This window comes from Streptomyces sp. NPDC050164 (genome assembly GCF_044459945.1).
Lineage (GTDB): Bacteria > Actinomycetota > Actinomycetes > Streptomycetales > Streptomycetaceae > Streptomyces > Streptomyces coeruleorubidus_A.
The window spans coordinates 63,094-81,024 of the sequence record NZ_JBITJK010000033.1; the positions used below are offsets into that span (position 1 = coordinate 63,094).

A 17,931-nucleotide genomic window follows, 5' to 3' on the forward strand; every position below is an offset into this window, starting at 1 on the left:
AACTCGGCTTGACCGGGGGCCCGTACAGGTCTTACGTTCTCAATGTGCGGCCATTCGGAGCCGCCCACAGACGCGAAGCCCCCGGTTGTTCCCCCGTGATCGGGGGCTTCGTTCTGTCTTCTTCTGTTTTTCCGGGCGCCGCGCGGCGCCGAATGCTCACCCTCGGTCACCGTGCAGGAGTGTGCCGCATCCGCTCCCACCTCGCCGAACGCCCCGTGCGGCACCCTACGGGGGCGCCGCCCCCGCAGGTACGATGCCCTCGTTGCGACCTACGGACGGTTGCTTCGCGCACCTTGCAACTCCGGTCCGTGGCACAGCGGTTCGAGCAGGGCAGCCGACTGGGGGACGGCTCGTTGGCATACCGACGGGGGCACGGTTCGTGGGGGACGTGATGGACTTCGGCACGCAGGGCCCGCAGGCCCCGGCCGACCTCGCCTGGCTGCGAGGCGTGGACGCCTACACCATGGGCGCCTATCCGCAGGCGGAGGAGGAGTTCCGCGCCGCCGTGCGGATGGACTCCGGGATGGCCGACGGCTGGCTCGGGCTGCACGCGCTGCGCGTCGACACGACGACCGCGCTGCTCAGGATGTTCCGGCACCGGGACCGCTTCGGGGAACAGCGCGCCCGCTATCGCCGCACCCTCAACTCCTGGTACTGGCTGGGCTGGTGGGTGCAGCCCGTGCTGGAGAGCCCCCGTGATCTGCTGCTCGCGCACGCCTCCCACTGGCTGGACGGGCGCCACGTCCCCGAGCTGGACCGCGCCCTGGCCGGGCTGCCGCCGGTGGACACCGACGCCCACGTCCGCTTCCTGCACGCCTGCCGCGCCTATCTGGTCAAGGACTGGGAGCAGCTGGTCCGCCACACCGACCCGCTCCTCGACGACCCGATGCTCGGCATCGAGGCGGGCCTGTTCGGCGGCATGGCCCGGGTCCGCCTGGAGATGTTCGGGCAGGCCGAACCACTGCTGTCCGCCGCGCTGATGCGCTGCCGCAGCGAGCAGCCGCAGCGCAAGGAGCTGCGCTACTGGCTGGCCCGGGCGCACGAGGGCACGGGCCGCAGCGCCGCCGCGCTCCCCCTGTACCGGGCCGTGCACCGCGTCGACCCCGCCTTCATGGACACCTCCGCCCGGCTCGCCGCGATCGCGGAGGGCGACGGGTACGACGACTCCACGGACCTCGCGGCGATCACGCTCACCGGCGCCGGCCAGGACGCCGTGGACGGCCCGGACGGATTCGACCCGCTCTTCGGCACCGAGGGCCGCGACGTGCGACTGCCCGATCCCGAACCGCCGGCCTCCGCTCCCCTGCCTCCGGTCACCGACCCCGCGGTGCGCTCGCGGACCGGCCCGCCGTCGTCGCTGCCCGCCGGGCCCACCGACCCCGCCCTACTCGAGGAGGCGCTCGCCGAGCTTGAGCGCATGGTGGGACTGGAGCCGGTGAAACGCCAGGTCAAGGCGCTGTCGGCACAGCTGAACATGGCCCGGCTGCGGGCCGGTCAGGGCCTGCCGGTCCAGCCGCCCAAGCGGCACTTCGTCTTCTCCGGCCCCTCCGGCACCGGCAAGACCACCGTCGCCCGCATCCTCGGCCGCGTCTTCTACGCCCTCGGCCTGCTCGGCGGCGACCACCTCGTGGAGGCGCAGCGGGCCGACCTGGTCGGCGAGTACCTCGGGCAGACGGCCGTGAAGGCGAACGAACTGATCGACTCCGCGCTCGGTGGCGTGCTCTTCGTCGACGAGGCGTACTCGCTGTCCAACTCGGGCTACGGCAAGGGGGACGCGTACGGCGACGAGGCGCTCCAGGTGCTGCTGAAGCGGGCGGAGGACAACCGCGACCATCTCGTGGTGATCCTGGCCGGCTACCCCGAGGGCATGGACCGCCTGCTCGCCGCCAACCCCGGGCTGTCCTCCCGTTTCACCACGCGCGTCGACTTCCCCTCCTACCGGCCCCTCGAACTCACCGAGATCGGCAAGGTGCTCGCCGCGGAGAACGGCGACCTGTGGGACGAGGAGGCCCTCGACGAGCTGCGGTCCATCGCCGGGCACGTGGTGGACCAGGGGTGGATCGACGAGCTGGGCAACGGGCGGTTCCTGCGGACGCTGTACGAGAAGAGCTGCGCGTACCGGGATCTTCGGTTGTCCGTGTATCCCGGGGTGCTGGGACGCGAGGATCTGGCGACGTTGCGGTTGCCGGATCTGATGCAGGCGTACGGGGAGGTGCTGTCCGGGCGGGGGCCGCAGGATCCGCCCGGACTGTAAACCCGCTGAGCCTGCGGGCAGTCGTGCCGCTTGGGGCGGCACGGGTGGGCGCAGGCGGCACCCCGCGGCGCCGGGCTGCGCACCCTCCCGACCGCACTACGTCGCCAGCACTTCCTCGCCCGACCTGGGCTCGGTCAGCCGCACCTCCCGCACCTCCCGATGCGCGGGATCCCGCACCTCCCCCACCAGCAGCTCCAGCACATCCTCCAGCGCGACCAGCCCGAGCACCTTCCCGGACCCGTCGGCCACCTGGGCCAGATGCGTCGCCGCCCGCCGCATCACCGTCAGCGCGTCGTCCAACGGCAACTCGGACCGCAACGTCGTCATGGGCCGCCACAACTGCTGCGGCACGGCCCGGTCCGAGTGCTCCAGGTCGAGGACGTCCTTGACGTGCAGGTAGCCCATGAACGCACCGTTGTCCGCGGCGACCGGGAACCGGGAGTACCCGGTGCGGGCGGTGAGCTCGACGATGCGGCCGGGGGTGACCGACGGGCTGACCGTCACCAGCGACTCGCGTTTCAGCAGGACGTCCGTCACCGGGCGGGAGCCCAGCTCCAGGGCGTCCTCCAGGCTTTCGGCCTCCTCGGGGTCGAGCAGGCCCGCCTGGCCGGCGTCCTCCACCAGCCGGTTGAGCTGCTCACTGGTGAAGACGGCCTCGACCTCGTCCCTGGGCTCGACGTGGAAGAGCCGCAGGATGCCCTGGGAGCAGGCCCCGAGGGCGGCGGTGATCGGCTTGCAGAAGCGGGCGAACCAGACCAGGCCGGGGCTGAGCCACAGCGCGGCCTTCTCGGGCGCCGCCATCGCCAGGTTCTTCGGGACCATCTCGCCGATGACGAGGTGGAAGAAGACCACGGTGGCGAGGGCGATGACGTAGGTGAGCGGGTGGATCATGCCGTGCGGCAGGTGGACCCACTCGAAGAGGGGCTCCAGGAGGTGCGCGACGGTCGGTTCGGCGACCGCCCCGAGCGTGAGGGAGCAGATCGTGATGCCGAACTGGGCCGCCGCCATCATCTGCGGCAGCCGCTCCAGGCCGTAGAGGACCTGCCGGGCGCGGGCCGTGCCGAGGGGTTCGATCTGGCTGCGGCGTACGGAGACGAGCGCGAACTCGGCGCCGACGAAGAAGCCGTTGGCGAGCACCAGGAGTGCGGCGAAGGTCAGTTGGAGCACGCTCATCGGGCGGCCTCCACCACGGCGACGGGGGCCGTCCTGACCAGCCGGACCCGCTCGGCACGGTAGTGGCCGACCTGGCGTACCGACAGCCGCCAGCCGGGCAGTTCCGCCTTGTCGCCGACGGCCGGGATGCGGCCCAGCAGATCGGCGATCAGACCCGCGACGGTCTCGTACGGCCCCTCGGGCACCTCGAGGCCTATGCGCTGGAGGATGTCGATCCGGCAGCTGCCGTCGACGTCCCAGGCGGGCCTGCCGTCCTCCGGCGGTACGGAGGCCAGCTCGGGCAGGTCGTGTCCGTCGTGCTCGTCGCGGACCTCGCCGACGATCTCCTCGACGATGTCCTCCAGCGTGACGACACCGGCCGTGCCGCCGTACTCGTCGACGACGACCGCGATCGGCTGCTCGCTGCGCAGGCGGACGAGCAGCGGCCGGACGGGCAGCGTCTCGGGGACGAGCAGCGCCGGGCGGGCGATGCGGCCGACGGGGGTGCGCAGCCGGTCCTCCACGGGCACCGCCAGGGCGTCCTTGAGGTGGACCATGCCGACGACCTCGTCGATCCTCTCCCGGTAGACGGGGAAGCGGGACAGGCCGGTGGCGCGGGTCAGGTTGACCACGTCCTCGGCGGTGGCCGAGGACTGCAGGGCGCTGACCTTCACGCGCGGCGTCATCACGTGCTGCGCGGTCAGCTCGCCCAGGGACAGGGTCCGGACGAAGAGGTCGGCCGTGTCCTGTTCCAGGGCGCCGGCCCGGGCCGAGTGACGGGCGAGGGAGACGAGTTCGCCGGGGGTGCGGGCGGAGGCCAGTTCCTCGGCGGGCTCGAAGCCCAGGGCGCGCACGAGCCGGTTCGCGACGGCGTTGAGGCCGGCGATGACCGGCCGGAACAGCCGCGCGAAGGCGTGCTGCGGGCCCGCGACGAAGCGCGCGACCTGAAGCGGCCTGGACACCGCCCAGTTCTTGGGCAGGAGCTCGCCGATCACCATCTGCACGGCGGAGGCCAGCAGCATGCCGACGACGACCGTGACACCGGAGACGGCCCCCTCGGGGACGCCGATCGAGGTGAACGGGCCGTGCAGCAGCTCGGCGAGCGCCGGCTCGGCGAGCATGCCGACGACGAGGGAGGTGATGGTGATGCCCAGCTGAGTGCCGGAGAGCTGGAAGGACAGCTCCTTGAGCGACTCGACGACGCGCTGGGCGCGCCGGTCGCCCTCGGCGGCGGCCTTCTCGGCCTCCGGCCGTTCGACCGTGACGAGTCCGAACTCGGCCGCCACGAAGAATCCGTTGGCGAGAATCAGCAGGAACGCGGCTGCCAGAAGCAGCAGGGGGATGGTCATGATGCCGCCGCCTCCGCACGGTCGCGGACACGGTCCGCGCTATGTCGGCAGGGGGCGGCGCAGGTACTGCAGGACGATCCGTCCATCGCCGGAGGGGGTCACTCCTCGGTTAGCAGGTGCCTCTGTGCACCGGGCGGGCAACAGGGGCGGAGGCGCATCCGTCGCGCCTCCGCCAACAGATTAATCAAGACACGGCCCGGTGCGGCAGTGGCGACCGCCCTGTGGATCCGCCGAGTCAGCCCCGAGGCCGCTCGGTGTCCGCGACGGAGCGGGCCTCGGCGAGCGCCCGCAGGGCCCGGGCGTCGGCGATCGCGCGCTGTCGGGCGATGCCCGGCTGGATGCCGAGCGCGGGCAGGCTGGTGCCGTCGCTGAGGTTGAGGAACACCCAGGGGTCGCCGGGCCGGAGGGTCACCTGAAGGATTTCGGCCCATTCCAGCCGGCGCTTGTTCGTGAGATTCACCACGGTGACGCCGTCCTCGTCGGCGACGACCTTGGGCCGCGCCAGCAGGAGCAGTACCGCGTCGAGCAGGAGCGCCGTGACGATGAAGCTGAGGCGCTCGGCGGGGCTGAGCTGCTTCAGCAGCATCGCGACGGCCGTGATCACCACGAGGATCGCGACGGCGGCGGTGAGCAGCACCGCGCGGGTGCTGCCCGGCCGGAACGTGACGGGCAGGGTGGGCAGATCGGACATCGGCGCTCGCCCCTCAGAGACGGCAGGCGTGGATGGCCGTGGTCAGGATGGCCCGGGCGCCGATGTCGTACAGGTCGTCCATGATCCGCTGCGCCTCCTTGGCCGGGACCATCGCGCGGACGGCGACCCAGCCCTCGTTGTGCAGCGGGGACACGGTCGGCGATTCCAGCCCCGGGGTGAGGGCGACGGCCTTCTCCAGCTGCTCGACGCGGCAGTCGTAGTCCATCATCACGTACGTCCGGGCGACCAGGACGCCCTGGAGACGGCGCAGGAACTGCTGCACCTTGGGGTCGTCGGCGTCCGCGCCGGTGCGGCGGATCACGACGGCCTCGGACTTCATGATCGGCTCGCCGACGACCTCCAGCCCGGCGTTGCGCAGCGAGGTGCCGGTCTCGACGACGTCCGCGATGACCTGGGCGACGCCGAGCTGGATGGCGGTCTCGACGGCGCCGTCGAGGTGGACGACGGAGGCGTCGATCCCGTGGTCGGCGAGGTGCCCGGCGACGATGCCCTCGTAGGAGGTGGCGACCGTCATGCCCGCGAGGTCGGCCAGGCCGCCGATGGTGCCGGGCTTGCAGGCGTAGCGGAACGTGGAGCGGGCGAAGCCGAGGGCGAGGATCTCCTCCGCCTCGGCGCCGGAGTCGATGAGCAGGTCCCGGCCGGTGAGGCCGATGTCCAGCTGGCCGGAGGCGACGTAGATCGCGATGTCGCGGGGGCGGAGGTAGAAGAACTCGACCTCGTTCGTCGGGTCGACGATCCGCAGTTCCTTGGACTCCCGGCGCTGCTGGTAGCCGGCCTCATGCAGCATCTCCGCCGCAGGGCCTGACAGGGAACCCTTGTTGGGGACGGCGATGCGCAGCATGAGGTCGGCTTCCTTTGCGTGGGTGTCTTACGGGAACGGGTGCGGCTTACAGGTGGGCGTAGACGTCGTCGAGGGAGATGCCGCGGGCGACCATCATCACCTGGACGTGGTACAGCAGCTGCGAGATCTCCTCGGCGGCCGCCTCCTTGCCCTCGTACTCGGCGGCCATCCAGACCTCGGCGGCCTCTTCGACGACCTTCTTGCCGATGGCGTGGACGCCCTTCTCGACCAGTTCTGCGGTGCGGGAAGTGGCGGGGTCGCCCTGGGCGGCCTTGTGCTGGAGCTCGGTGAAGAGCTCCTCGAACGTCTTCTTGGACATGGTGACGCTCAGCCTATGCCACAGGTGGCTTTCGTCAGCGCCAGGGTTCGGATACTGAGCGGAGCGTCGCCGCGGTCGCCACCGCCGCCGTCACCGCCTCGTGTCCCTTGTCCTCGTTCGAGCCTTCCAGGCCGGCGCGGTCCAGGGCCTGCTCCTCGGTGTCGCAGGTCAGCACGCCGAAGCCGACGGGGACGCCGGTGTCGACGGAGACCTGGGTGAGGCCCTGGGTCACGCCTTGGCACACGTAGTCGAAGTGGGGGGTTCCGCCGCGGATGACGACGCCGAGGGCGACGATCGCGTCGTAGCCGCGGCCCGCGAGGACCTTGGCGACTACGGGGAGCTCCCAGCTGCCGGGGACCCTGAGGAGGGTCGGCTCGTCGATGCCGAGGTCGCGCAGGGCGCGCAGGGCGCCGTCGACCAGACCGTCCATCACCTTTTCGTGCCACTGTGCCGCGATGACGGCGACCCTGAGGTCACCCACATTGCGTACGGACAGCTCCGGTGCACCCTTGCCGCTCACGTCTCTCCTCAGAGCCTTTTCTCGCTGTGCTGTCTTACTGGTTGCCGCAGGCCGGCACGGTGGTCGTGTCCAGCCAGGGCAGGTCGTGGCCCATCCGGTCCCGCTTGGTGCGCAGGTAGCGGAGGTTGTGCTCGCCGACGCTCACCGGCATCGGCACGCGGGCCTTGACCGCGATGCCGTGGCGGACGAGCGCGTCGGTCTTGTCGGGGTTGTTGGTCAGCAGGCGCACGCTGCGCACGCCGAGGTCCTGGAGGATCTGCGCTCCGGCGCCGTAGTCGCGGGCGTCGGCGGGCAGGCCGAGTTCGAGGTTGGCGTCGAGGGTGTCGTGGCCCTGTTCCTGCAGTTCGTAGGCGCGCAGTTTGGACATCAGGCCGATGCCCCGGCCCTCGTGTCCGCGCAGGTAGACCACAACTCCCCGGCCCTCGGCCTGGATGCGGGCCAGCGAGGCGTCCAGTTGGGGGCCGCAGTCGCAGCGGGCGGAGCCGAAGACGTCGCCGGTGAGGCATTCGGAGTGGACACGGACCAGGACGTCGTCGCCGTCGCCGATCTCGCCGTGGACGAGGGCGACGTGCTCGACGCCGTCGACGGTGGAGCGGTAGCCGTAGGCCGTGAAGGTGCCGTGGGCGGTGGGCAGTTGGGTCCTGGCCTCGCGGCGGACGGTGGGCTCGCTGCTTCGGCGGTAGGCGATCAGGTCCTCGATGGAGATGATCGTCAGGCCGTGCTTGCGGGCGAAGGGGATCAGCTCGGGCAGGCGCAGCATGGTGCCGTCCTCACCGGCGATCTCGACGATCGCGCCGGCCGGGCGCAGGCCCGCGAGGCGGGCGAGGTCGACGGCGGCCTCGGTGTGGCCGTTGCGCGTCAGGACTCCGCCGGGCCGGGCGCGCAGCGGGAAGATGTGGCCGGGGCGGACGAAGTCGTCGGGCTGGGCGGTGCCGTCGGCGAGCAGCTGGAGGGTGGTGGCGCGGTCGGAGGCCGAGATGCCGGTGCTGACGCCGTGCGCCGCGGAGGCGTCGACGGAGACCGTGAACGCGGTCTTCATCGACTCGGTGTTGTCCTGGACCATCTGCGGGAGCCTGAGCCGGTCCAGCTCCTCGCCCTCCATGGGGGCGCAGATCAGGCCGCGGCACTCGCTCATCATGAAGGCGACGATCTCTGGGGTCGCCTTCTCGGCGGCGATGACGAGGTCGCCCTCGTTCTCCCGGTCCTCGTCGTCGACGACCACGATCGGGCGGCCGGCCGCGATGTCGGCGATGGCCTGTTCGACCGGGTCGAGCGCGAAGTCCGCGAAACCGTCGGTGCCGTACAGGATCGGTGCCGTGCTCATGCCGGCGCTCCTTCCAGGGCGGGCTGCGCTGCCGCGCGGGAGCGCAGCCACCAGTCGCGCAGGCCCCACAGGACGAGCGCGCCGTAGATGACGTAGACGAAGCCGGAGAAGGCGTAACCGTTGGCGAAGTTGAGGGGCACGCCGACGAGGTCGACGAGCAGCCAGGCGAACCAGAACTCGACCATGCCGCGGGCCTGGGCGTACATGGCGACGATCGTGCCGACGAAGATGTACGCGTCCGGCCAGGGGTCCCAGGACAGGGTCGGGTACGCCTTGAAGAGGAGCGCCACCGCGACCGTACCCGCGGCGGCCGCGGCGATCATCGCTCCGCGCTCGCGCCAGGTGGCGAACCGTACGGCGATGTGGCCGTCCTCCGCCTGGCTCCTGCCGCGATTCCACTGCCACCAGCCGTACAGCGCGACGGCCATGACGACCGCCTGCTTGCCGGCGCTGCCGGTCAGATGGCCGAAGAAGGCCCCGAAGAGGATCAGGCCGGCCAGGAACTGCACGGGCCACGTCCATATGGAGCGCCGCCAGCCGAGGGCGAGGGCGGCCAGGCCGAAGAGGTTGCCGATCATGTCCGACCAGAGGATGTGCTGGTCGAAGAGGACGAAGGCCTCGGAGTTCAGCGAGTTCACTTGGCCGCCCCTTGCGCACGGTCGCCCAGCATCCGCTCGACGTACTTGGCGATGACGTCCACCTCGAGGTTGACCGGGTCGCCGGGCTGCTTGTGGCCGAGCGTGGTCAGGGCGAGGGTGGTGGGGATGAGGCTGACGGTGAAGTAGTCGGGGCCGGCGTCGACGACGGTGAGGCTGATGCCGTCGACGGTGATGGAGCCCTTCTCGACGACGTACCGGGTGAGGTCCGCGGGGAGGGAGATCTTCACGATCTCCCAGTTGTCGGACGGCTTGCGTTCCAGGATCTCGCCGGTGCCGTCCACATGGCCCTGCACGATGTGCCCGCCGAGGCGTTCGCCGACGGCCATGGGGCGTTCGAGGTTGACGCGGGAGCCGGCCTCGAGCGCGCCGAGGCTGGAGCGGTTGAGGGTCTCGGCCATCACGTCGGCGGTGAACTCGTCGCCCTCGTGGTCGACGACCGTGAGGCAGACGCCGTTGACCGCGATGGAGTCGCCGTGTTTCGCGCCCTGGGTGACGACGGGGCCTCGCAGGCGGAAGCGACAGGCGTCGTCGAGGGTCTCGACGGCGGTGACCTCGCCCAGCTCTTCGACGATTCCGGTGAACACTTCCCGGGTCCTCCTGCCTCTTCGGGCACGGACTCCGGGGCTGTCGATGACGACAGAGGATACGAGCGAGGACACCGGGAACGACGCCGGACGGAGTCCGCCCGAGGGCGGACTTCTTCGGCGGCGCGCATGTGTGCCCGCTCGCCGCGCACTGCCTCCCATCCGGACTTTAACCGTCGGTCCAGGAATTTCACCTGGTCAACCGGCCGCTGGAGGCGACCGGGTCGCGGACTGTAACCGCCGGTTCGGACTTTCACCGACCCCGGAGTGCGCTGCTACTGATACATGGCCAGTGTGCCACGCCTGATCGATGTCCAGACGGGCGAACGGTGTGGGGTGCCTCACAGAACGTGTCACCGCCCTTCCCGAGCGCGACGGGCCGGTCCAACTCCCCTGCGGGCGTCCGCACTTGACGGACCCCGGGTTGGTACGCACCTATTGACGCTATGGTCTAGTCCTTTCTAGGGTCGTGGGCATCTGCGCAGACCGGCCCGGCGGCGGTGACGACGGCCCTTGCCCGCCGTCGGGCCTTCCCACGCCGTACGGACGGTGTTCTGGCAGGGTGAGGCGTATGACCACCACGCTCGCCGACGAGTTCGAGACCCACCGGCCCCGGTTGTTCTCGCTCGCCTACCGGCTGCTGGGCTGCGCCGAGGAGGCGGAGGACGCGGTCCAAGACGCGTATCTGCGCTTCAGCGGCGCGGACCGTACGGGGATCGAGCATCCGGCGGCCTGGCTCGCCAAGGTCGTCACCAACCTCTGCCTGAACCGGCTGACCTCCGCCCGGGCCCGGCGCGAGCGGTACGTCGGGACCTGGCTGCCCGAGCCGGTGGTGACCGCGGACGGCACGCTCGGCCCGCTGGAGTCGGCCGAGCAGCGGGAGGCCGTGTCGATGGCGATGCTGGTGCTGCTGGAGCGGCTCACGCCGGCCGAGCGGGCGGTGTACGTGCTGCGGGAGGCGTTCGGGTACGGGCACCGGGAGATCGCCGGGGTGCTGGATCTCAGCGAGGCCAACTGCCGCCAGCTGTACCGGCGGGCCGTGCGTCGGGCGGGCGAGCCGCAGGCCCGGTTCGAGGCCGCGTCCGAGTGGCAGGAGGAGCTCGTCACGTCGTTCATCACGGCGGCCCGCGACGGCGACCTGGCCGGGCTGGAGAAGCTGCTCGCGGCCGACGCCACCTGGTGGAGCGACGGGGGCGGGAAGGTCATCGCGGCCCGGTGGCCGATCGAGGGCGGGCTCAAGGTCGCCCGGTTCCTGGCGGGCGGGGGCCCGAAGTTCGCGGTGGGCCTGGAGTTCACCGTCACCGAGGTCAACGGTGCGACGGGGCTTGCCAGCTGGGCGGACGACACGCTCGTCGGCCTGGCGGCGTTCGATGTGCGCGACGGGCTGGTCGTGGGGGTGCGGGCCGTGGTCAACCCGGAGAAGCTGGCGTTCGCACGGCGTCAGCTCACTCGGCGGTAGGGCCGCCGGGCGGGGGCGCTGGATCGCCGGCGATACGCGGGATCGCCGGGCGCGGTCGCGGATCGCCGGACGCAGGGGCCGCGGGGCGCGGATCGCGGGCCGCCGGGCACGAGGCGGGGGTCCCCGGGCGTGCATCGCGGGCCGCCGGGCGCCGATCGGCGGATCCCCGCGCTCGGGCCGCCGGGCACAACGCGCGGATCGCCAGGCGCGGATCGCGGGTCCCCGGGCGCGAGGCGCGGGCCGTCGGCGCGGATCGCGGGTCCCCGGCAACGAGGCGCGGACCGCCAGCGCGGACCGCGAACCGCCAGGCACGACGCGCGGACCGCCGACGCGGATCGCGGGTCCCCGGCAACGAGGCGCGGACCGCCAGCGCGGACCGCGAACCGCCAGGCACGACGCGCGGACCGCCAGGCACGAGGCGCGGGCCGCCAGCGCGGATCGGGATCCCCGGGAACGGGCCCCCGGGAACGAGGCACGGATCGCCGTGCGCGGATCGCGGGCCCCCGGGCGGGGCTGTCACATCCGGCAGGGGCTGTTCGGTCTCAGTTGGCGAGGGGCGCTCCGTCCGGGGGCGTCCGGCGTCCGAAGGGGCTGAACAGCATGACCACGATCCTGGTGACCGGCGGCACCGGAACGCTCGGCCGGCTCGTCGCCGAGCGGCTGCGCGCGGACGGGCACGAGGTGCGGGTGCTCAGCCGGCACACCCAGCCGTACGCGGTCGACCTGCGGGAGGGAGGTGGCGCGCTGGACGCGGCCGTCGCCGGTGTGGACACGATCGTGCACTGCGCGTCGTCGCCGAAGGGCGACGAGCGGGCGGCGGCGAACCTGATCAGGGCGGCGCGCGGGGCCGGTGTGCGGCACCTCGTCTACATCTCCATCGTGGGCGTCGACCGGGTGCCGTTCCGTTACTACAAGAGCAAGCTCGCGGTGGAGAGGCAGGTCGAGGAGTCGGGGCTCGGCTGGACCGTGCTGCGGGCGACGCAGTTCCACGATCTGCTCCTCATGCTGTTCCAGGGGCTTTCGAAGCTGCCGGTCCTGTTCCTGCCGGCCGGTGTCCGGGACCAGCCGGTCGAGGTGGCCGAGGTCGCCGACCGGCTGGCCGGACTGGCGGCGGGGGCGCCTGCGGGGCGGGTCGAGGACATGGGCGGACCGCAGGTGCGGACGCTCGAGTCCCTGGCCCGCGCGTACCTGAAGGCGACCGGCCGGCGCCGGGCGGTCGTGAACGTACCGCTGCGGGGCGCGGCGTACCGGGGTTTTCGCAGCGGTGGTCACCTGACGCCGCAGCGGGCGACCGGCACGGGCACGTTCGAGGACTACCTGGCGCGGCGGTACGGGGGCGAGCGGGCGCAGCCCGGCAGCGGGCGGACCAGGACGTGACACCCGGGGATGGTCTACCACCTCTGAACCGGCCGCTCCCCCGGGGTGAAGAGTTCCTCCTGGGCACGCTCGCGGGCCGTGAGGAGCGCGCCGCGTAGGACCGCGCCGCCGCCGAGTGTGGTCGTCCGTACCTCCGTGGGCAGGGGGGTCATCCGGGCGATGCGGTCCTGCACCCGGGCGGCGAGTTCGTCGCCGCCCGCCTGGCCGACCTCGCCGCCGAGCACCACGCAGCCGGGGTCCAGGATCGCGACGACGGAGGCGACTGCGACGGCGACACGGTCGGCGAGGGCGTCGAGGAAACGGGCGGCGGGGACGGCCGCGGGGGACTCGGACACCCCGGCCCCCGTCTCCCGCGCTTCACGCACCGCCGACCGCACCACACCGACCGCCGCCCGCACCACCCCGACCACCGACGGCTCCTGCCCCGGCTCCGCCGCAACCCCGTACCGCGCCGCGAGGTCCACGACCGCGCCCGACGCGGCCAGGGAGTGGAAGCCACCCTCGCAGTCCTTCGAGGACGGCAGCGCGGCCGTGCCCGGGACCGGGAGGAAGCCGATCTCGCCGGTGCCGCCGGAGGCACCGCGCCGCAGCGCGCCGTCGAGGACCACCGCCGCGCCCGTTCCATGGCCCAGCCACAGCAGGACGAAGGTGTCCCGGTCCCGGGCCACCCCGTCGCGCTGCTCCGCCAGCGCCGCGAGGTTGGTCTCGTTCTCCACGCTCACCCGGGCCTCGGGCAACCGCTCCTGGAGGGCGGCGACGAGCCGGCGGTGCCACTCCGGCAGCCCGGAGGAGTCGCGGAGTTCGCCGCTGGCCGGGTCGATCAGACCGGGCGCCCCGATCCCGACGGTGTGCAGCCGGCCCGCGCCGGCCTCCTTCACCACGCGCTCGACCAGCGTGACCGCCTGCTCCACGGCGGGGCCCGTGCCCGTGTCATCGCCGATGGGCGCCGACGCCTCGGCCAGCACCCGTCCCACCAGGTCGGCGACGGTCACGGCGACGCCCTCGGTGCGTATGTCCAGCGCGGCGAGGTGCGCCCGGTCGGCGACGATGCCGTACACCCTGGCGTTGGGTCCGCGCCGCTGCTCCCCCGCCTCGCCGACCACCGCGATCAGCCCGGCGGCGGTGAGGCGTTCGACGAGGTCGGCGACGGTCGGCCGGGACAGACCGGTCAGCTGCTTCAACTGCCCTGCCGTCAGCGGGCCCTCCTGCTGGAGCAGGCGCAGGGCGTGCCGGTCGTTGATGGCCCGGGCGGTGCTCGGGGATGCGGGCATGCCGGGATCCTTCCAGATCTGTGGGGCCGCACGGCCGCGTGCTCCGGCCAGCCGATAATCCCCTTATCTATCAGGCAGGCTTCCTGATAGTTTACGCGCGCCAACGCGGGCCAACGCGTGCCACGGACGTGGAGACGCGACGCGAGCGGGGAAGACCGGGAGAGGACGGGGCCGGAGAATGAGCGACGTGGTCTACGAACAGCGCGAGGTGAAGCGGTCGCGGTACGCCGTGGCCGCCGTCTTCGCCGTGCACGGCGCCGTGACCGGCTCGTTCGCCACCCGCGTGCCGTGGATCCAGGACCACGCGGGCGTCAGCGCCGGACAGTTGGGAATCGCGCTCGCCTTCCCCGCGCTCGGCGCGTCCGTCGCGATGCCGCTCGCCGGCAGCGTCAGCCACCGCTTCGGTGCCCGCAACGCGCTGCGCGGACTGATCGCCCTGTGGACGCTGTCGCTCGTCCTGCCGTCCCTCGCCCCGAACATGCTCACGCTCTGCCTGGCCCTGTTCACCTACGGCGCCACCGCGGGCATGGCGGACGTGGCGATGAACGCGCTGGGCGTCGAGGTCGAGAACCGCCTCGGCCGGTCGATCATGTCCGGACTGCACGGCATGTGGAGCGCGGGCGCCCTGGTCGGCTCGGCGGCCGGCACGCTCGCCGCGCACCTCGGCGCGGACGCCCGGCTGCACCACGTGCTGGCCGCCGCGGTCCTCACGGTCATCGGCGTGCTGTCCTGCCAGTGGGTGCTCGACCTCCAGCCCGCCGAGGACGAGGAGCCGCCGCCGAGGTTCGCGCTACCGCCCCGGTCGGCGCTGCTCATCGGCGCGATCGGGTTCTGCGCGGTGTTCGCCGAGGGCGCGAGCCTGGACTGGTCGGCGGTCTACCTGCGTGAACAGTTGGAGACCTCGGCCGGTCTCGCGGCGGCGTGCACGACGGGCTTCACGCTCACCATGGCCATCGCCCGGATCGCCGGCGACCGGATCGTGGACCGTTTCGGCGCCGTGCGGACCGTGCGCGCGAGCGGTGTGCTCGCCGTCCTCGGCGGGCTGATGATCGTCGTGGCGGAGCAGCCGACGGTGGCCATGGCCGGGTTCGCGCTGATGGGGCTGGGCATCGCCGTCGTCGTGCCGCTGTGCTTCGCGGCGGCGGGCCGCAGCGGGGCCAACCCCAGCCTGGCCATCGCGGGCGTCGCGACCATCACGTACACCTCGGGCCTGATCGCGCCGAGCGCGATCGGCATGCTGGCACAGGTGACCAGCCTGATGGTGTCGTTCGCTCTGGTGACGCTGCTGTCCTGCGGACTGGTGGCGTTCGCGCGCGTGCTGCGCCCCGGCGACCGGGCGAAGACCAGCAGGCCGGACACGGTGGTCCCCGACCCGCGGCCCTGAGCGGACACCCGGCCTGATCGGACGCCCGACCGCACTGGTCGGCCCCGGTCACCGCCACCGCCGACGCACCCCGACAATGGTCCGGACACTCGCACGCACGACGAAAGCGAAACCGCACCATGGATCTCGGCGTCCGCTGGAAACTGCACGGCGACGGACGCACCCCGGCGCCCGGCGCGGTGGTCCGCCCCGACGAGCGGCTCTCCTGGCCCCGCACGGCCGGGCTCGGCGCCCAGCACGTGGTGGCCATGTTCGGCGCATCCTTCGTGGCACCGGTGCTGATGGGCCTGGACCCGAACCTCGCGATCATGATGTCGGGCGTCGCGACGGTCGTGTTCCTGCTCGCCACCCGCGGTCGCGTCCCCAGCTATCTGGGCTGCTCGCTGTCCTTCGTCGGCGTGGCGGCGGTCATCCGTGCCCAGGGCGGCAGCAGCGCCACCGTCACCGGCGCGGTCTTCGTCGTCGGCGCCGCGCTGTTCCTGGTGGGGCTCGCCGTGCGGCGGTTCGGGGCGCGGATCATCCACGCCGCGATGCCGCCGATCGTGACCGGCGCGGTGGTGATGCTGATCGGCTTCAACCTGGCGCCGGTGACGGCCTCGACGTACTGGCCGCAGGACCAGTGGACGGCCTTGCTCGTGATGCTCTTCACCGGGCTGGCGGTCGTCTGTCTGCGCGGTTTCTGGTCGCGGATCGCGATCTTCCTGGGACTGGTCTTCGGGTACGGCATCTCCTGGGTCTTCGACCTCGTCTTCGGCAAGATCCACTCGGTGGACGCGAGCGGCAAGCTCACCGACCACTGGCGGCTCGACCTCTCCGGCGTGGGCCAGGCCGACTGGATCGGGCTGCCGACCCTGCACGGCCCGTCGTTCGAGTGGTCGGCGATCCTGGTCGCCCTGCCGGTCGTCATCGCCCTGGTCGCGGAGAACGCCGGGCACGTCAAGGCGGTCGGCGAGATGACCGGCGACCCGCTGGACGACAAGCTCGGCACGGCGATCGCGGCCGACGGCGTCGGCTCGATGCTGTCCACCGCGGTCGGCGGCCCGCCCAACACCACGTACTCCGAGAACATCGGCGTGATGGCCGCGACGCGCGTCTACTCGACGGCCGCCTACTGGGCCGCCGCCGGCTTCGCCCTGCTCTTCGGCCTCTGCCCGAAGTTCGGCGCGGTCGTCGCGGCGATCCCGGGCGGGGTGCTCGGCGGGATCACCGTCATCCTGTACGGCATGATCGGCCTGCTCGGCGCCCAGATCTGGATCAACGCCGAGGTGGACCTGCGCAATCCGCTGAACCTGGTCCCGGCGGCGGCGGGCATCATCATCGGCGTCGGCAACGTCTCCATGGAGATCACGGACACCTTCTCGCTGAGCGGCATCGCGCTCGGCACGCTCGTCGTCATCACCGGCTACCACGCGCTGCGGGCCTTCGCCCCGCCCCACCTGAAGACGCAGCAGCCGCTGCTGGACGAGGGCACCAGCTCCTACGACGAGGCCAAGTCGTAGGCGTACGACGCCGTGAACGTCCCCGGCTTGCCCTTGCAGCCGTCCGACTCCCCCGGCAGCTTGACCCACAGGTAGGCGTCGATCCGGTCCTCGCCGGTGCTGAGGGTCGGTGTCCGGCCGAGCTTGCGGCCCGCCGGGTCGCACCATGTGCCGTCGGATGGGGCGCCGTTGCCGTTGCGGCTGGTGTCGATGACGGCGCCCAGGCCCGCCGGGCCGCCGAGCGCGTCGAGGACCCGCCGGTCGTAGGCCACCTCGTCGGCCGTGGTGTGGAAGTTGGAGACGTTGCTGAAGATCCCGTCGGAGGACTCGGGCGAGGCGGCACCGGCCTGCCGCAGCCACGCCGCCTGCTTGCCGGGCGCGTTCCAGCCCGAGTGTCCCGCGTCGAAGTACACGCGGGCCCGGGGGTTGGCGGCTTTCAGGACGCGTCCGGCCCGGGCCAGCGAGGCGAAGCGGTCCGCGCGCTCACCGGGAGACAGACACTCGGCCTGGGCGACCGAGTCAGGCTCCAGGACGACGATGACCTCGCCGGAGCCCAGCCCGTCGGCGAACCGGTCGATCCACGCGTCGTACGCGTCCAGGTCGGGCGCCCCGCCCTGGGAGTGGCCACCGCAGTCCCGGCCGGGGATCGCGTAGGGCACGAGGACGGGCACCCGGCCCAGTGCGGCACCGCCCGACGTCACCGCGGCGACCCGGGCGGTGAGCGTGTCCGGGGAGTAGTCGGCGAACCAGACTGCGGCCGGCTGGTCGGCGATGCGGGAGGCGATGACCGCGTGGCGGGGATCGCCGGAGTTGGCCCTGACCCAGTCGAGCACCTGCGAGTCGGGGTGGCGGTGGAGCCGCGGGCTCACGGGGGCGGTCCGCTCCGGCTTCTTCCGGGTTGTCGACGGCGACGGCGTGGGGCTCGGTGTGCTGGGCGCGGAGGTGACGGGCGTGGGGGAAGCGGACTCGGTGGCCGACGGGGACGCCGACGGCACCGCGGGCAGGGGCGCCATGCGGGGCGACGCGGACACCTGGGGGCGCCTGGCCTGGTCCGAGCCGCGCCGGTCGTCGAACGCGGACAGCACCCCGGCGACCGAGCCGGCCGCGACCACGACGGAGGCCGCCACGACCATCGCGCCACGCCGGACGGCGCGCCTGCGCTCGGCCCTGCGGGCGGCCAGGCGCTGGGCACGTAAGCCTGACACGGTGCCGGTCCCCCTCCCCCTGCGGCGGGCGGCGTTCCCCCGT

The 17,931-nt window shown here is 72.4% G+C and carries 16 protein-coding genes and 1 riboswitch; of the genes, 5 read left to right on the forward strand and 11 right to left on the reverse strand.

What is annotated here, in order from left to right; translation table 11 throughout:
* The first annotated feature begins 391 nt into the window (after nucleotides 1-391).
* Entirely contained in the window at nucleotides 392-2,254 is a 1,863-nt protein-coding gene (locus ACIBNA_RS33215) for an AAA family ATPase (RefSeq protein WP_399168931.1), read from the forward strand.
* A 96-nt stretch (nucleotides 2,255-2,350) separates the two neighbouring features.
* Here ACIBNA_RS33215 and ACIBNA_RS33220 read toward each other — a convergent pair whose 3' ends face one another.
* The 9 genes from ACIBNA_RS33220 to ACIBNA_RS33260 form a co-directional block, all read right to left on the reverse strand.
* Nucleotides 2,351-3,427, reverse strand: coding sequence for a hemolysin family protein (locus ACIBNA_RS33220; protein WP_399168892.1), 1,077 nt, complete (start codon nucleotides 3,425-3,427; stop codon nucleotides 2,351-2,353).
* A complete protein-coding gene (locus ACIBNA_RS33225) occupies nucleotides 3,424-4,755 on the reverse strand; it encodes a hemolysin family protein (RefSeq protein ID WP_399168893.1) in 1,332 nt (443 codons plus the stop codon). Before ACIBNA_RS33225 ends, ACIBNA_RS33220 begins: the two co-directional genes overlap by 4 nt.
* A gap of 235 nt (nucleotides 4,756-4,990) precedes the next feature.
* Nucleotides 4,991-5,446: a PH domain-containing protein gene (locus ACIBNA_RS33230; protein WP_399168894.1), complete on the reverse strand. Its 456-nt coding sequence runs from the start codon at nucleotides 5,444-5,446 to the stop codon at nucleotides 4,991-4,993.
* A gap of 13 nt (nucleotides 5,447-5,459) precedes the next feature.
* Complete coding sequence (gene hisG, locus ACIBNA_RS33235) at nucleotides 5,460-6,308, reverse strand: ATP phosphoribosyltransferase (protein ID WP_399168895.1); 849 nt, start codon at nucleotides 6,306-6,308, stop codon at nucleotides 5,460-5,462.
* A gap of 46 nt (nucleotides 6,309-6,354) precedes the next feature.
* Entirely contained in the window at nucleotides 6,355-6,627 is a 273-nt protein-coding gene (locus tag ACIBNA_RS33240) for a phosphoribosyl-ATP diphosphatase (protein WP_003988914.1), read from the reverse strand.
* Nucleotides 6,628-6,661: 34 nt separating this feature from the next.
* Nucleotides 6,662-7,147 carry a 6,7-dimethyl-8-ribityllumazine synthase gene (gene ribH, locus ACIBNA_RS33245; RefSeq protein ID WP_274814963.1) on the reverse strand — a complete coding sequence of 162 codons (486 nt, stop codon included), beginning with the start codon at nucleotides 7,145-7,147 and terminating at the stop codon, nucleotides 6,662-6,664.
* Between the two features lie 34 nt (nucleotides 7,148-7,181).
* Nucleotides 7,182-8,471: a bifunctional 3,4-dihydroxy-2-butanone-4-phosphate synthase/GTP cyclohydrolase II gene (locus tag ACIBNA_RS33250; RefSeq protein ID WP_399168896.1), complete on the reverse strand. Its 1,290-nt coding sequence runs from the start codon at nucleotides 8,469-8,471 to the stop codon at nucleotides 7,182-7,184.
* Nucleotides 8,468-9,109 (reverse strand): nicotinamide riboside transporter PnuC, encoded by a 642-nt coding sequence (locus ACIBNA_RS33255; RefSeq protein ID WP_399168897.1) that lies wholly within the window; start codon nucleotides 9,107-9,109, stop codon nucleotides 8,468-8,470. Before ACIBNA_RS33255 ends, ACIBNA_RS33250 begins: the two co-directional genes overlap by 4 nt.
* A complete protein-coding gene (locus ACIBNA_RS33260) occupies nucleotides 9,106-9,714 on the reverse strand; it encodes a riboflavin synthase (RefSeq protein WP_399168898.1) in 609 nt (202 codons plus the stop codon). Before ACIBNA_RS33260 ends, ACIBNA_RS33255 begins: the two co-directional genes overlap by 4 nt.
* A gap of 144 nt (nucleotides 9,715-9,858) precedes the next feature.
* Nucleotides 9,859-9,989, reverse strand: a riboswitch (FMN riboswitch).
* 296 nt (nucleotides 9,990-10,285) lie between these two features.
* On the opposite strand from ACIBNA_RS33260, the gene ACIBNA_RS33265 reads away from it, so the two are divergent.
* Together ACIBNA_RS33265 and ACIBNA_RS33270 are read left to right on the forward strand one after the other, a co-directional pair.
* Nucleotides 10,286-11,173 (forward strand): RNA polymerase sigma-70 factor, encoded by an 888-nt coding sequence (locus ACIBNA_RS33265; protein WP_399168899.1) that lies wholly within the window; start codon nucleotides 10,286-10,288, stop codon nucleotides 11,171-11,173.
* Between the two features lie 600 nt (nucleotides 11,174-11,773).
* Nucleotides 11,774-12,550, forward strand: a complete 777-nt coding sequence (locus tag ACIBNA_RS33270; protein ID WP_399168900.1) for an SDR family oxidoreductase — start codon at nucleotides 11,774-11,776, stop codon at nucleotides 12,548-12,550.
* 14 nt (nucleotides 12,551-12,564) lie between these two features.
* Here the strand turns inward: ACIBNA_RS33270 and ACIBNA_RS33275 are convergent, their stop codons facing one another.
* On the reverse strand, nucleotides 12,565-13,821 hold the full coding sequence (locus ACIBNA_RS33275) for an ROK family transcriptional regulator (protein WP_399168901.1): 1,257 nt from the start codon (nucleotides 13,819-13,821) through the stop codon (nucleotides 12,565-12,567).
* A 178-nt stretch (nucleotides 13,822-13,999) separates the two neighbouring features.
* Here ACIBNA_RS33275 and ACIBNA_RS33280 point away from each other — a divergent pair, with 178 nt between their 5' ends.
* Nucleotides 14,000-15,205, forward strand: a complete 1,206-nt coding sequence (locus ACIBNA_RS33280) for an MFS transporter (RefSeq protein WP_399168902.1) — start codon at nucleotides 14,000-14,002, stop codon at nucleotides 15,203-15,205.
* A 119-nt stretch (nucleotides 15,206-15,324) separates the two neighbouring features.
* Entirely contained in the window at nucleotides 15,325-16,704 is a 1,380-nt protein-coding gene (locus ACIBNA_RS33285; protein ID WP_399168903.1) for a uracil-xanthine permease family protein, read from the forward strand.
* Here the strand turns inward: ACIBNA_RS33285 and ACIBNA_RS33290 are convergent.
* The gene (locus ACIBNA_RS33290; RefSeq protein ID WP_399168932.1) at nucleotides 16,683-17,816 is read right to left on the reverse strand and encodes a glycoside hydrolase family 6 protein; all 1,134 of its coding nucleotides are present in this window, start codon (nucleotides 17,814-17,816) and stop codon (nucleotides 16,683-16,685) included. The two genes, ACIBNA_RS33285 and ACIBNA_RS33290, sit on opposite strands and share 22 nt — an antisense overlap.
* Between the last annotated feature and the right edge of the window lie 115 nt (nucleotides 17,817-17,931).